The 12,439-nt window shown below is 71.2% G+C and carries 14 protein-coding genes; 11 read left to right on the top strand and 3 right to left on the bottom strand.

Going from position 1 to position 12,439, the window contains the following annotated elements; translation table 11 throughout:
• Position 1: 1 nt before the first annotated feature.
• A complete protein-coding gene (gene gspF, locus BpN12_RS14695) occupies positions 2-1,219 on the top strand; it encodes a type II secretion system inner membrane protein GspF (RefSeq protein ID WP_055137824.1) in 1,218 nt (405 codons plus the stop codon).
• A gap of 104 nt (positions 1,220-1,323) precedes the next feature.
• Here the strand turns inward: gspF and BpN12_RS14690 are convergent, their stop codons facing one another.
• A complete protein-coding gene (locus tag BpN12_RS14690) occupies positions 1,324-1,734 on the bottom strand; it encodes a type II secretion system protein N (RefSeq protein ID WP_246796329.1) in 411 nt (136 codons plus the stop codon).
• 149 nt (positions 1,735-1,883) lie between these two features.
• Here BpN12_RS14690 and gspG point away from each other — a divergent pair, with 149 nt between their 5' ends.
• The 8 genes from gspG to BpN12_RS14650 are packed head-to-tail and all read left to right on the top strand — an operon-like array spanning position 1,884 to position 7,865.
• Complete coding sequence (gspG, locus tag BpN12_RS14685; protein ID WP_042623457.1) at positions 1,884-2,336, top strand: type II secretion system major pseudopilin GspG; 453 nt, start codon at positions 1,884-1,886, stop codon at positions 2,334-2,336.
• A 46-nt stretch (positions 2,337-2,382) separates the two neighbouring features.
• Positions 2,383-2,874 carry a GspH/FimT family pseudopilin gene (locus BpN12_RS14680; RefSeq protein WP_246796328.1) on the top strand — a complete coding sequence of 164 codons (492 nt, stop codon included), beginning with the start codon at positions 2,383-2,385 and terminating at the stop codon, positions 2,872-2,874.
• Positions 2,871-3,290: a type II secretion system minor pseudopilin GspI gene (gspI, locus tag BpN12_RS14675; protein WP_425306364.1), complete on the top strand. Its 420-nt coding sequence runs from the start codon at positions 2,871-2,873 to the stop codon at positions 3,288-3,290. The genes BpN12_RS14680 and gspI overlap by 4 nt, the downstream gene beginning before the upstream one ends.
• Positions 3,268-3,945 (top strand): PulJ/GspJ family protein, encoded by a 678-nt coding sequence (locus BpN12_RS14670; protein ID WP_246796326.1) that lies wholly within the window; start codon positions 3,268-3,270, stop codon positions 3,943-3,945. The genes gspI and BpN12_RS14670 overlap by 23 nt, the downstream gene beginning before the upstream one ends.
• Before the next feature lie 2 nt (positions 3,946-3,947).
• Complete coding sequence (gene gspK, locus BpN12_RS14665; RefSeq protein ID WP_246796325.1) at positions 3,948-5,099, top strand: type II secretion system minor pseudopilin GspK; 1,152 nt, start codon at positions 3,948-3,950, stop codon at positions 5,097-5,099.
• A 24-nt stretch (positions 5,100-5,123) separates the two neighbouring features.
• Positions 5,124-6,536: a type II secretion system protein GspL gene (gene gspL, locus BpN12_RS14660; RefSeq protein ID WP_246796324.1), complete on the top strand. Its 1,413-nt coding sequence runs from the start codon at positions 5,124-5,126 to the stop codon at positions 6,534-6,536.
• Entirely contained in the window at positions 6,533-7,036 is a 504-nt protein-coding gene (gene gspM, locus BpN12_RS14655) for a type II secretion system protein GspM (RefSeq protein WP_246796323.1), read from the top strand. The genes gspL and gspM overlap by 4 nt, the downstream gene beginning before the upstream one ends.
• 52 nt (positions 7,037-7,088) lie before the next feature.
• Entirely contained in the window at positions 7,089-7,865 is a 777-nt protein-coding gene (locus BpN12_RS14650; protein ID WP_246796322.1) for a type II secretion system protein N, read from the top strand.
• Between the two features lie 137 nt (positions 7,866-8,002).
• Here the strand turns inward: BpN12_RS14650 and BpN12_RS14645 are convergent, their stop codons facing one another.
• Positions 8,003-9,562, bottom strand: a complete 1,560-nt coding sequence (locus BpN12_RS14645; protein ID WP_246796321.1) for an efflux transporter outer membrane subunit — start codon at positions 9,560-9,562, stop codon at positions 8,003-8,005.
• Between the two features lie 313 nt (positions 9,563-9,875).
• Between BpN12_RS14645 and BpN12_RS14640 the strand changes: the two genes are divergently transcribed.
• Positions 9,876-10,325: a MarR family winged helix-turn-helix transcriptional regulator gene (locus BpN12_RS14640; protein ID WP_246796320.1), complete on the top strand. Its 450-nt coding sequence runs from the start codon at positions 9,876-9,878 to the stop codon at positions 10,323-10,325.
• 89 nt (positions 10,326-10,414) lie between these two features.
• On the opposite strand, the gene BpN12_RS14635 is transcribed toward BpN12_RS14640, so the two are convergent.
• Entirely contained in the window at positions 10,415-11,368 is a 954-nt protein-coding gene (locus BpN12_RS14635) for a LysR family transcriptional regulator (RefSeq protein WP_246796319.1), read from the bottom strand.
• Between the two features lie 569 nt (positions 11,369-11,937).
• Here BpN12_RS14635 and fliL point away from each other — a divergent pair.
• A complete protein-coding gene (fliL, locus tag BpN12_RS14630) occupies positions 11,938-12,435 on the top strand; it encodes a flagellar basal body-associated protein FliL (protein WP_246796318.1) in 498 nt (165 codons plus the stop codon).
• The last annotated feature ends 4 nt before the right edge of the window (positions 12,436-12,439 follow it).

Genomic DNA, 12,439 nt, shown 5'->3' with positions numbered 1-12,439 from the left:
GATGCCGGCATTCCGTTTCGAAGCGATCGACGCAGGCGGCCGCGCCCAGAAAGGCGTGATCGAGGCCGACAGCGCGCGCGCCGCGCGCGGCCAGCTGCGCGGCCAGGGGCTCACGCCGCTGGTGGTCGAGCCGGCCGCGCATCGTTCGCGCGGCGAGCGCAAGCAGCGCCTGTCGATCGGCCGCAAGCTCTCGCAGCGCGAGCAGGCGATCCTCACGCGCCAGCTGGCGAGCCTGCTGACGGCCGGGCTGCCGCTCGGCGAGGCGCTCGCGGTGCTGACCGAGCAGTCCGAGCGCGACTACATCCGCGAACTGATGGCGGCGATCCGTGCCGAGGTGCTCGGCGGCCATTCGCTGGCGAGCGCGCTGGCCGAGCATCCGCGCGACTTCCCCGAGATCTATCGCGCGCTGGTGGCCGCGGGCGAGCACACCGGCAAGCTCGGCATCGTGCTGTCGCGCCTGGCCGACTACATCGAGCAGCGCAACGCACTGAAGCAGAAGATCGTGCTGGCGTTCACCTACCCCGGCATCGTCACGCTGATCGCGCTCGGCATCGTCACGTTCCTGCTCAGCTACGTGGTGCCGCAGGTCGTCAACGTGTTCGCGAGCACCAAGCAACAGCTGCCGTTCCTGACCATCGTGATGATGGCGCTGTCGGCGTTCGTGCGGCACTGGTGGTGGGCGATCCTGCTGGGCGTGGCGCTCGGCGCCTGGCTCGTCAAGGCGACGCTGTCGCGTCCCGGCCCACGGCTCGCGTTCGACCGCTGGCTGCTCGGCGCGCCGCTCGCCGGCAAGCTGGTGCGCGGCTACAACACGGTGCGCTTCGCCAGCACGCTGGCGATCCTGACCGCGGCCGGCGTGCCGATCCTGCGCGCGCTGCAGGCAGCCGGCGAGACGCTGTCGAACCGCGCCATGAGCGTGAACATCGACGACGCGATCGTGCGCGTGCGCGAAGGCACCTCGCTGTCGCGCGCGCTCAATCACGTCAAGTCGTTCCCGCCCGTGCTGGTCCACCTGATCCGGTCGGGCGAGGCCACCGGCGACGTGACCACCATGCTCGACCGCGCGGCCGAGGGCGAGGCGCGCGAGCTGGAGCGGCGCACCATGTTCATGACGAGCCTGCTCGAACCGCTGTTGATCCTCGCGATGGGCGGCATCGTGCTGGTGATCGTGCTGGCGGTGATGCTGCCGATCATCGAGCTGAACAACATGGTGCAGTAAGCGCCGCGCAATGCGAACGGGCCGCCCGAAGGCGGCCCGTGGCAACGGCGGCGAAACGGATGGGAAGTCCCGCAGACGGGAAGTCCCGCGCGGCGCGACCCGCTTCAGCGGACGTAGATCGCGGGGCCCGGCGTGTTGGCGGGAAGGAAGATTTCGGTATGCGCGCCGTTGCGGTCGATGACGATCGAGCGGGCGCGGACCTCGGCGAGCTTCGTGCCCTGCGCGATCTGGTCGCCGATCGTGATGGTGCGGGTGGGATTGCCACCGACGCCGACGATCGCGGCGGCGCCCTGGCGCAGCGCGAGGATGCCGAACAGGTGGACGTCCTCCACCGGGTTGTGCGTGAGCTGCCCGCCGAACAGCGCGGCGGCGTCCTCGGTGCGCAGCGGTGCGCGCACGGCGGCGGCCGGCAGCGGGGCCTGATGCGCGGACAGCGTGATGGCCCAGTAGGTGGCCGTCGCGCACAAGGCCGCGAAGAGGGCAAGGGAAAGGATCCGGATCGAGAGCGCGTTCATGCGGGCTATTGTACGGATGATTATGAAATTTGCGTTGAGTGAATGCCCTCGGCGAGGCCCGTCTTACAATGCGGCTTCGCCGGGCGGGCCAGCGTGTCCGCCGGGCCTCGTCAACGTTATCGATGGTTTTTGAAAGAGAGGTTTCACTCATGCAAACGTGGATCAATCGACGCACGCCGGTCGCGCGCCGCCAACGCGGTTTCACGCTGATCGAAATCATGGTCGTGATCGCGATTCTCGGCATTCTCGCGGCGCTGATCGTGCCGAAGATCATGAGCCGCCCCGATGAAGCGCGCCGCGTCGCGGCCAAGCAGGACATCGGCACCGTGATGCAGGCGCTGAAGCTGTACCGCCTCGACAACGGCCGCTACCCGACCCAGGAGCAGGGCCTGCAGGCGCTGATCGCGAAGCCCACGGTGGACCCGGTGCCGAACAACTGGAAGGACGGCGGCTATCTCGAACGCCTGCCGAACGATCCGTGGGGCAACCCGTACAAGTACCTGAACCCGGGCGTACACGGCGAGATCGACGTGTTCAGCTACGGCGCCGACGCGAAGGAAGGCGGCGAGAACAACGACGCCGACATCGGCTCCTGGCAATAGGCGTTCGCCCCGCCGCCTCCGATCGTCCGCGCGCCGCCCATCCGTCATGCGAACCCCCGGCACCACCGCGCCGCGTCATCCGCCCTCGCGGATGCGCGGCTTCACGCTGCTCGAGATGCTGGTGGTGCTCGTGATCGCGGGGATCCTCGTTTCGGCGGCGACCCTGACGATGCACCGCAACCCGCGCACCGACCTGCGTGAAGAGGCGCAGCGCGTGGCGCTGCTGCTCGAGAGCGCCGGCGACGAGGCGCAGGTGCGCGCGCGGCCGATCGCCTGGCAGCCGACCGACCAGGGCTTTCGTTTCGACATCCGCGGCGAGGACGGCTGGCGCACGCTGCGCGACGACCTCTATCGCCCGCGCCACTGGGACGGCGGCGTGACCGGCGCGTCGATCGACTACCCCGGCTCCGACACGCCGGTGAAGCGGATCATATTCGGCACCGAACCGGTCGACGTGCCGGTGCGCATCACGCTCTATTCCGAGATCGGCAGCGCGACGATCGTCGGCACCGGCAACGGCCGCTACGAGGTGCGCTGACGATGGCCGTGCCGCTCACCTTCGCGCGCCGCGCCCCCCGGGCCGCCGCGCATGGCTTCACGATGATCGAGGTGCTGATCGCGCTGGCGATCATCGCGGTCGCGCTGGCCGCCTCGATCCGCGCGGTCGGCACGCTCGCCAGCAACTCGGGCGCGCTCAACGACCGCCTGCTCGCGAGCTGGAGCGCCGACAACGCGCTCGGCCAGCTGCGGCTCGTGCACGCGTGGCCCGACGTCGGCGAACAGCAGTTCGACTGCTCGCAGGGCAACGTCGCGCTGACCTGCACCGAGCGCGTCAGCAGCACGCCGAATCCGACATTCCGCCGCGTTGAAGTCGCGGTACGCAAGACGGGCGAAGCCAGCGTGCTCGCCCAGATGGTCACGGTGGTCGCGAATGAAACCAACCGCTCGCTCTGAGCGCCGCGCCGCGCGCGCCGATCGCGGCTTCACGCTGATCGAGATGCTGATCGCGATCACGATCCTCGCCGTGCTCGCGCTGCTGTCGTGGCGCGGGCTCGACCAGGTGATCCGCGGCCGCGACCGGGTGGCCGCCGTGATGGAGGACGAGCGCACCTTCGCGCAGATGTTCGACCAGATGCGCATCGACGCGCGCCGCGCCGTGACCGACGACGAAGCCGGCCAGCCGCCCGTGCGCGTGGTCGGCAACACGCTGCAGATCGTGCGCGGCTTCGACACGCCGGGCGGCCCGCCGCGCATCCAGGTGGTGCGCTATCTGATTGCCGGCGGCCGCGTGGTGCGCTACGCCTCGCCGCTGATCTCCGACGTCCGCGTGTTGCGCAGCACGCTCGGCGACAGCAGCGTCGACGGCTGGAACGCCGTGCCGCTGATGCGCGGGGTGGGCCTGATCACCGCGCGCATCTACGTGCCGAAGATCGGCTGGACCATCAACATGCCCACCGCCGACGACGCGCTCGCCAAGCACAACCAGGCGCTCAAGCAGCCGGTGGTGGGCAGCGCGCCGCCCGAGCGCTCGGTGACGGGCCTCGAGGTCGGCATCGGCGCGACCTCGCTGCGCGTGCCGGTCAAGCGCATATTCATGGTCGGGGAATGACGATGCGCGCGCGCTTCCCCTTCCGTGATCTTTCCTTCCGTGATCCGCGTCGCGCCGGCCGCGGCCCGCGGGTGCAGCCAGCGCCGGCGCGCCAGCGCGGCGTGGCGATCATCAGCGCGCTGCTGGTGGTGGCGCTGACCGCGATCCTGGTGTCGGGCATGCTCTGGCGCCAGCAGATCCAGATCCGCCGCATCGAGAACCAGCGGCTGCTGATGCAGGCGCAGTGGATCGCGCGCGGCGCGCTCGACTGGACCCGCATGATCCTGCGCTCCGAGGGCGACACGGCGCCCGGCATCACCTATCTCGGCGGCATCTGGGCGGTGCCGATCGCGAAGACGAAACTGTCCGACTTCCTCGGCCGGATCGGCGTGACCGACACCTCGGGCGACGACGACACCTACCTGTCAGGCGACATCGAGGACGCGCAGGCCAAGTACAACCTGCGCAACCTGGTGTCGACGCCGGCGCCGGGCGTGCTGCAGATCAGCGCCAGCCAGGTCGCCACCTTCAAGCGGCTGCTGGTGTCGCTCGGCATCGACTCGCAGCTCGCGCTGCGCATCGCGCGGCAGATCCGCGCCGGCCTGCGCAACTCGGCCACCCGCTTCCAGACCGCCACCGTGCCCGGCTCCGGCAGCGTGCCGATCCCGCAGGGCGACAGCGGCGGCAACACCGGCCGCGGCGACCCCGGCTTCGACGACGGCGACGACACCGACGCGAGCTCGGGCGCCGCGCCGCTGGTGCCGAGCAGCCTCGATTCGCTGCTCGACGTGAACGGCGTGACGCCCGAGATCATCGAGACGCTGCGCCCGTTCGCGACCGTGCTGCCCACCGTCACGCCGGTCAACCTCAACACCGCGCGCCCCGAGGTGATCGCCGCGCTGATGCCGGGCCTGTCGGTGTCGTCGGCGCAGACCATCGTCGCGCATCGCGACACGGCGTTCTTCCGCAACGTCGGCGACGCGCAGCTCGCGATGCAGGCCACCGGCGTGCCGAACGTGATGCTCGATCCGACCCAGATCGACGTGACGACCAGCTATTTCATCGTCCACGGCCATATCCAGCACGGGCGCGCGGAAATCGACCGCACGTCGCTCGTGTATCGTGATCCGACGACGCATACCACGCGTATCGTCCGGGTTGCCGATCAGCTATAACAACGCCATTCGGGAGAGGAGCTCTTGAGCACGTTGATCGTTGTACTGCCGCCGCGCGAACCCGCCGTGCCGCTGCCCGAATGGCAGTGGCCCGAGCTGTCGTTCGCGCTGCTCGACAAGAGCGGCCATCCGCAGCGCGCCGGCCGCAGCTCGCTCGCGACGCTGCCGCAGGCGGCCTCGACGGTGCTCGTCGTCGCCGCGCGCGACCTGCTGCTGCTGGCCGCCACGGTGCCCGCCGTGAAGGGGCCGAAGCTGCGCCAGGCGCTGCCGAACATCGTCGAGGACTACCTGATCCAGGATCCGCAGACCTGCCACATCGCCGTCGATCCGGTCGCGCTGCCGGACGGCCGGCGCGTGCTGGCGGTGATCGACCGCGAGTGGTTCCGCTTCGTGGTGGAGGCGTTCAAGGCGGCCGGCCATCGCGCGATCCGCGCGGTGCCGGCCACGCGCTGCCTGCCGGTGCCGGCCGAGCTCGCGCTGGCGGCCGACATGGTCGAGCCCGCACCGCTGCCGATTGGCGAGGCGGGCGAGCCCGGCGCGGTGGAGGCCGTCACCGAAGCCGCGGTGATCTCGCCGGCCGAGCCGCCCGCCGACGGCCTGCAGCCGGCGCGCACGCCGATCATCGCCGCGGTCATGGCGCGCATCGACGCGGTGCCGCTCGACGGCGAGATCGCGCTGGCCACCGCGCCGCGCGTCGAACTCGCGATCGCGCGCGGTGCGCTCGGCGAAGGGCTGACCGCGCCGGCCGCCTCGGCCGGCTCGACGCTGGCGGCGCTGACCGCGGGTGCGCCGTTCGAGCTCTACACGCTCGGCGTGCCCGGCGCGGAGCCGCAGCTCGCCTCGATCACGCCGCAGGCCGACCCCGACGCGATCCCCGGCACCACGCCGCTGCCGTTCGACGCGTTCGCGCGGCGCGCGCTGGAGACGCGCTTCAACCTCTGCCAGTTCGATTTCGAAGTGGTGCCGTGGCGCTTCGACCGTGCCACGCTCACGCGCCTGAAGCTGCCGGCCGCGCTGGTGGCGGCCACCCTGGTGGTGGCGGTGATCGGCGTGAACCTGCACTGGTGGCGGCTCGCGCGCGAGCGCGACGCGATCTCCGCGCAGATCACCGAAACGCTGCTGACGGCGTTCCCGAAGACCACCACGGTGCTCGATCCGCCCGAGCAGATGACGCGCCAGATCGACCAGCTGCGGATCGCGGCGGGCGAGCTTTCGCCGAACGATTTCCTCGCGCTGGCCAGCGGCGTGGCGCGCTCGCTCGGGCCGCTGCCCGCCAACGGCATCGCCTCGCTCGACTACCACGACCGCCGGCTCGACGTCGGCTTCAAGCCGCAGGTCAAGGTCGACGCCGATTTCGGCACGCGCCTCGCGCGCAACGGCCTGACCGGCGCGATCGACAGCAGCACGGGCAAATGGACCATCCGGAGCGGATCATGAAGTCGGAGTTGAACGAAACGCTGGCGCAGTTCTGGGACGAGCGCAACCCGCGCGAGAAGCTGCTGCTCGGCTGGGGCGGCGCGATCCTCGTGCTGGTGGTGCTCTATTCGGTGCTGTGGTCGCCCGCCCAGGAGAACAGCGGGAAGATCGCCACCGCGCTGCCGGGCATGCGGCTGCAACTCGCGCAGATGACCGAGCAGGCCAACGAGGCGCGCTCGCTGGCCGCCGCCGCGCAGGGCGTGGCGCCGACCGGCGTGGCGCTGCGCGACGCGCTGACCACTTCGTTGTCCGATCACGGGCTGCAGGCCGCGCAGCTGCAGGTGGTGGGCAGCGGCGTGCAGGTCCAGCTGAAGAACGCGTCGTTCCCGGTCTGGACCCAGTGGCTCGACGACGTGCGCAAGCAGTTCAAGGTGCAGGTCGGCGAGCTGCACGCGACCGCGCTGAAGGACGACGGCCAGGTGGACCTGAGCGCCGTGATGCAGCCGGCGGGCGCCAAATGAGCGGCGTCGTGCGAATCACCGCCGGGCCTGCCGCCGCGCGGCCCGGGGCGGAGTGCCGATGACGTTCTGGATGCGATTGCGCGCGACCCTGCCGTGGGTCGTGACGGGCGTGCTGGCGGTGGCCGTGGTGATCGTCGCGCTGCTGCCGGCGGCCTGGGTGACGCCGCAGTTCGCGCGCGCGAGCGGCGGCCACCTCAACCTGGTCGACGCCGACGGCTCGCTCTGGCACGGCTCGGCCACGCTGCTGCTGGCGCCGGGGCACGACCGCAGCGCCTCGACGCTGCTGCCGGGCCGGATCGAATGGCAGACCTCGTTCTGGTCGCTGTTCACGGGCCACGTGCGGATGACGATGCGCCAGACCGAGGCGATGCCCGACCCGATCACCGTCGATGCGACGCTGCGCGGCGCGCTGGTGTCGTCCGGCGCGATGGCGGTGCCGGCCTCGCTGCTGGCCGGGCTCGGCACGCCGTTCAACACGCTCGACCTGCAGGGCGACGTGCGGATCGGCTGGAGCGACTGGCGCCTGTTCGGCCAAGACGTGTTCGGGCAGCTCACGCTGACCATCACCGACATGACTTCGCGGATCTCGATCGTCAAGCCGCTCGGATCCTATCGCGCGGTCTGGCAGGCGCAGGGCGCGAACGCGACGCTCGACCTGTCGACGCTGAAGGGGCCGCTGTTCCTGCAGGGGCACGGCACGTTCGCGGGCCGCACCTCGTCGTTCAACGGCACCGCGCGCGCCGACGACGCGCAGCGCGAGAACCTGCTCGGCCTGCTGAACCTGCTCGGCCGCCCGATCGGGCCGGGCCTCGTGTCGCTGACGTTCTGAGCTGTCGAGCCTGCGCGGTTCGTCCGCGCGGCGGGATCGGCGCCGCGCCGATCCGATCGATGCCGGTGCGCGCCGTGCGGCGCATGACGTCGACCACCAGGTCGGCCGCCGGATCGGCAGCCGACCGTACCGCGGGATCAGCGCTGCGCGAGCGGCGCGGCCGCCGCCGGCAGCGCCGACACGGCCGCCGGCACCGAAGCGGCAGCCGGTGCCGAGGCCGGCGCGGGCGCCTCGATGTCGCCGGTCTCGCGCGCCATCTGCGAGGCATCCCAGCCGCCGCCGAGCGCCTTCACCAATCCCACCGACGACACCATCCGCTGCCCGTCGATCTGCACCAGCTTCTGCTCGGCCGTAAACGCCGTGGTCTGCGCGGTCAGCACGCTCAGGTAGGCGACCGTGCCCGATTTGTACTGGTTCGTCACGATGTCGAGCGCGCGCTCGGCCGAATCGACGGCCTGCCGCTGCACCACCACTTCCTGATCGAGGATGCGCAGCGAGGCGAGATTGTCCTCCACGTCCTGGAACGCGCTCAGCACCGTGCCGCGATACGAGGCGACGTTCTGGTCGTAGGTCGCGCGCGCGGCGTCGGTCTGCGCGGCGCGCAAGCCGGCGTCGAACAGCGTGGCGGCCAGCTGCGGGCCGACCGTCCAGACCCGCGACGGCAGCGAGAACAGCTGCGACCATGCCGAGCTCTGCACGCCGCCCGTGGCGGACAGCGTGAGGGTCGGGAAGAACGCCGCGATCGCCACGCCGATCTGCTCGTTGGCCGAGGCCGCGCGCCGCTCGGCGGCGGCCACGTCGGGGCGACGCTCGAGGATCGCCGACGGCACCGTGGCCGGCATCGCCGGCGGCTCGGCCGCGAGCGGCATCGGCGGCAGCGAGAAGCTCGAGGCCGGCACGCCGATCAGCGTCGCGATCGCGTGCTCGTACTGCGCGCGCGTGATGCCGTTGTCGATCGCCGAGGCCTGCGCCGATTGCAGCTGGGTCTGCGCCTGGATCACGTCCGAACGCGCGGCCACGCCCTGCGCGTACTGGTTCTGGGTCAGCTGCAGCGAGCGCTGGAACGAGGCCACCGTCTCGTCGAGCAGCTTCTGCGCCGAATCGGCCGCGCGCAGCTGGAAGTAGGTCTGCGCGAGCGTCGATTGCGCGGACAGCCGCGCGTTGGCGAGATCGGCCGCGGCGGCCTGTTCGCTCGCGCGCTCCGAGCTGACGTTGCGGCTCACCTCGCCCCACAGGTCCACTTCCCACGACGCGTCGAGCCCGGCGCTGTAGGACGTGGTGTTCGAGCGGCCGGTCGAGAACTGCGAGTTCGAGGCGCCCGGGCTCGACGAGCGCGTGCCGCCGGCGGTCACGCCGAGCGTCGGGAAATACGCGGCGCGCGCCTGCGCGACGAGCGCGCGGGCCTGCCGGTAGGCGGCCGCCGATTGCGCGACGGTCTGGTTCGAGGCGTTGAGCTTGGCGACCAGGTCGTCGAGCTGCGGGTCGTGGTAGATGGTCCACCACTGGCCGCGGTCGGCGTGGTCGTCGGGCTGCGCGACCTTCCAGCCGTCGGGGGCTTCCTTGTAGGCCGCCGGCACCGCCACGTCGGGCCGATGGTAGTCGGGGCCGACCGCGCAGCCGGCGACGAGCGCCGCCACGGCGGCGGACACGGCGACGCGCAGCGCTTGCGGTGCGCGCAACGGAAGAACTGGCTGCATGACTGAATTCCTGTCTGGGCGCCGCCCGCGCGCGGGCTGACGAACGATGCGGCCGCCGGCGCGAGTGCGGGCGGCGTGGCCGGAATGGTAACTGACGAACGCGGGAAAAACGAACGGGACAGCCGTAAGGGTAAGGCGCGCCGGCGACGCGATGTGTTACTGGCATCGGGCGACCGGTTACGGACGTTTACGGCCCCGAAAGCCGGCGGGCCGCGTCCACCGCGAAACGCTTGCCTTAATGAATATTGACCAAGCAAGCAATTTTCAAGATACTGGCGCGGTTTTCCCTCGGAAACGACAGATCGTCCGCGCGATGAACGGCCCCTACGACACCGGCAGCAGCGACCTCGAAACGAGCGTCGGTTATTACCTGACGCGCGCGCGGCAGGCTTTCGTCGAGCGCATGGACCAGGCGCTCGCGCCGCTCGGGCTGACCGCGCAGCAGATCGGCGTGATGCTGCTGCTCGCGCGCGGCGAGGCGCACACGCCGCTCGAACTGTCGCGCCGGCTCGCCTACGACAGCGGCTCGATGACCCGCATGCTCGACCGCCTCGAACGCAAGGGGCTGCTCGAACGCAACCGCAGCGAGGCGGACCGGCGCGTGATCGAGATCGGGCTGACCGGGCGCGGGCGCGACGCGGCCGACGCGCTGCCGGGGCTCGTGGCCGGCGAGATGAACGCGCAGCTGGCCGGCTTTTCGGCCGACGAGGTGCGCACCATGACGGCGCTGCTGCAGCGCTTCATCGCCAACACGCCGGCCTGAGCGGCGCCCTGCTCCGTTTTTCCGGTCGCGGCCGGGATTGCCGCGACCTCGATGACGCGGGCATCCAGGCCAGGATTGATTCGACGGATTCAACGGATCTGACGGCGCGAGGCGTCCGCGCTCCAGGCGCGCAGATTGTCGAACGCCAGATCGTCGTCGGGATCGACCGGCCCCACTTCACGCACCACCTCGATCCAGGCGCGCGCCGCGTGCGAAAGGTAGCCGCGCCGCAGCCAGCCGAGCGCGATCGACCATTCGATCTCGGGCTCGACGATCGGCCGGCAGCTGAACTGCGCGGGATCGAGCCGGCGGCAGTACGGCGCCGGCAGCAGCGCGATGCCGACCCCGGCGTGGACCAGCGCGGCCATGAAATCCCAGTGGCCGCTGCGGCTGACGATCGCCGGCGTGAAGCCGGCCTTCGCGCAGGCGTCGAGGACGGCCTGGTGCAGCGCCAGCGATTCGGCATAGAACACGAACGGCTCGCCGGCGAGGTCGGCGAGCGGCACGCTGTCCTCGCCGTCCCAGCGCGCGCCGCGCCGCGACACGAGCCACAGCGGCGCATGCACCATCCGCAGCACCTCGAACACGGCCGGATCGACCGGCTCCAGCACCCCGCCCAGTTCGAGTTCGCCGCGTTCGAGCGCGGCCTCGATGGTGCGCGCGCCCTCCTCGAACAGCTTCAGCTCGATGTTCGGATAGCGACGCCGGAACACGGCGATGGCCGGCGTGAACGCGGCGCCGCCGAGCGGCGGGATGCCGATCGTCAGCTCGCCGCGGCCGAGTTCGGCCAGGTCGTCGAGCTCGGCCTGCAGCTGCGCCTGCGCGGCGAGCACGTCCTGGCCGCGCTGGAACACGATCCGGCCCGCATCGGTCAGCACCATCTGGCGGCTGTCGCGCAGCAGCAGCGGCGAGCCGATCTCGTCCTCGAGCGCCTTCACCATCTTGCTGATGGTCGGCTGGGTCACGAACATCTGCTCGGCCGCGGCCGTGAAGCTCTGCTGGCGGACCACCTCGACGAAATAGCGCAGCGCGCGCAGTTCCATGACGCCTCCGGAATCGGGAGAAAGTCCCGCCGCCGGATTCCGGCCGGGAATGGGTTCGACCCAGACGAGTCGTTTTATTTATGAGACAGCGGCCATCGTAGCGCCGCCGCGTCGTCGCGGGCAAGCGCCGCGCGGCGGTCGTCGCTGGCCGGGGCCGGGGCGGGGTGCTCGCGGCGAACGGCCGGCCGCCCGGCGTCGATCCCGGCACCGACGTCGGCGCCGCGCGGCCGCGCCGCCGTCGCGTGGCGGATTCGCCACCCTCGCCACTCCCATCGCTGCGCCGCGGCCGCCCGGCGCGAGGCTCCGGCCGGCCTGGCCGCTCCGCATCCGGCCCGGGTTTTTGCACGAAACGGCGTCGCGCCGGGTGCCGCCAAGCCACCGGCCGGCCCGCCCCCGGCGGCGCCCGCACTGTGCCGGCGGCCCGCCGCGCGGCCCGTTTGCCGCGCGCCGCGTGCGTTCCCCGCCTCGACAAACCGGCGAGATGGATGCAAATCCCCCCTCTGTTCTCCCCATCGCAACCGGCGCCGCCCCCCGACAATCAGGCTACAAGTCATCACGTAAGCAAGCACATGGCCACCACGACCGCTTCCGCCGCACCCGAACGTCCGCCGACCGGCAAGTTCAAGCGCATCTTTTTGTTCGCGCTGATCGGCCTGCTGATTGCCGCCGCCGGCGGCGCCGCCGCCTGGTTCTTCCTGCTGCACCGCGAAGCGCCGGCCAGTGCCGCGCATGCCGCCCCGCAATCGATGTCGACGCCGGTGTTCTTCCCGCTCGAGACGATGACGGTGAACCTGCAGTCCGACGACGGCCTGCACTACCTGCGCATCGGCCTGACGCTGAAGCTGACCGACCCGACCGCGCAGGATTACCTGACGCAGCACATGCCGGAGATCCGCAGCCGGATCCTGCTCGCCCTGTCGAACAAGCACCCCGAGGATCTCGCGACGCTCGACGGCAAGCGCGCGCTGGCCGACGAGCTGCGCGCGCTGATCGAGCAACCGACGCAGCCGGGCAATCGCAGCGCGCGCGTCGACGCGGTGCTGTTCACCGATTTCGTCGTCCAGTAACGCC

Source organism: Burkholderia perseverans (assembly GCF_022870505.1).
GTDB classification, from domain to species: domain Bacteria; phylum Pseudomonadota; class Gammaproteobacteria; order Burkholderiales; family Burkholderiaceae; genus Burkholderia; species Burkholderia plantarii.
This window is presented reverse-complemented; position numbering and strand designations above follow the sequence as displayed.

What these genes read in the sequence shown, in the direction of transcription:
- gspF (WP_055137824.1), top strand. Translation starts at nt 2, where the DNA reads ATGCCGGCATTCCGTTTCGAAGCGATCGACGCAGGCGGCCGCGCCCAG.
- BpN12_RS14690 (WP_246796329.1), bottom strand. Translation starts at nt 1,734, where the DNA reads ATGAACGCGCTCTCGATCCGGATCCTTTCCCTTGCCCTCTTCGCGGCC.
- gspG (WP_042623457.1), top strand. Translation starts at nt 1,884, where the DNA reads ATGCAAACGTGGATCAATCGACGCACGCCGGTCGCGCGCCGCCAACGC.
- BpN12_RS14680 (WP_246796328.1), top strand. Translation starts at nt 2,383, where the DNA reads ATGCGAACCCCCGGCACCACCGCGCCGCGTCATCCGCCCTCGCGGATG.
- BpN12_RS14670 (WP_246796326.1), top strand. Translation starts at nt 3,268, where the DNA reads ATGAAACCAACCGCTCGCTCTGAGCGCCGCGCCGCGCGCGCCGATCGC.
- gspK (WP_246796325.1), top strand. Translation starts at nt 3,948, where the DNA reads ATGCGCGCGCGCTTCCCCTTCCGTGATCTTTCCTTCCGTGATCCGCGT.
- gspM (WP_246796323.1), top strand. Translation starts at nt 6,533, where the DNA reads ATGAAGTCGGAGTTGAACGAAACGCTGGCGCAGTTCTGGGACGAGCGC.
- BpN12_RS14645 (WP_246796321.1), bottom strand. Translation starts at nt 9,562, where the DNA reads ATGCAGCCAGTTCTTCCGTTGCGCGCACCGCAAGCGCTGCGCGTCGCC.
- BpN12_RS14640 (WP_246796320.1), top strand. Translation starts at nt 9,876, where the DNA reads ATGAACGGCCCCTACGACACCGGCAGCAGCGACCTCGAAACGAGCGTC.
- BpN12_RS14635 (WP_246796319.1), bottom strand. Translation starts at nt 11,368, where the DNA reads ATGGAACTGCGCGCGCTGCGCTATTTCGTCGAGGTGGTCCGCCAGCAG.
- fliL (WP_246796318.1), top strand. Translation starts at nt 11,938, where the DNA reads ATGGCCACCACGACCGCTTCCGCCGCACCCGAACGTCCGCCGACCGGC.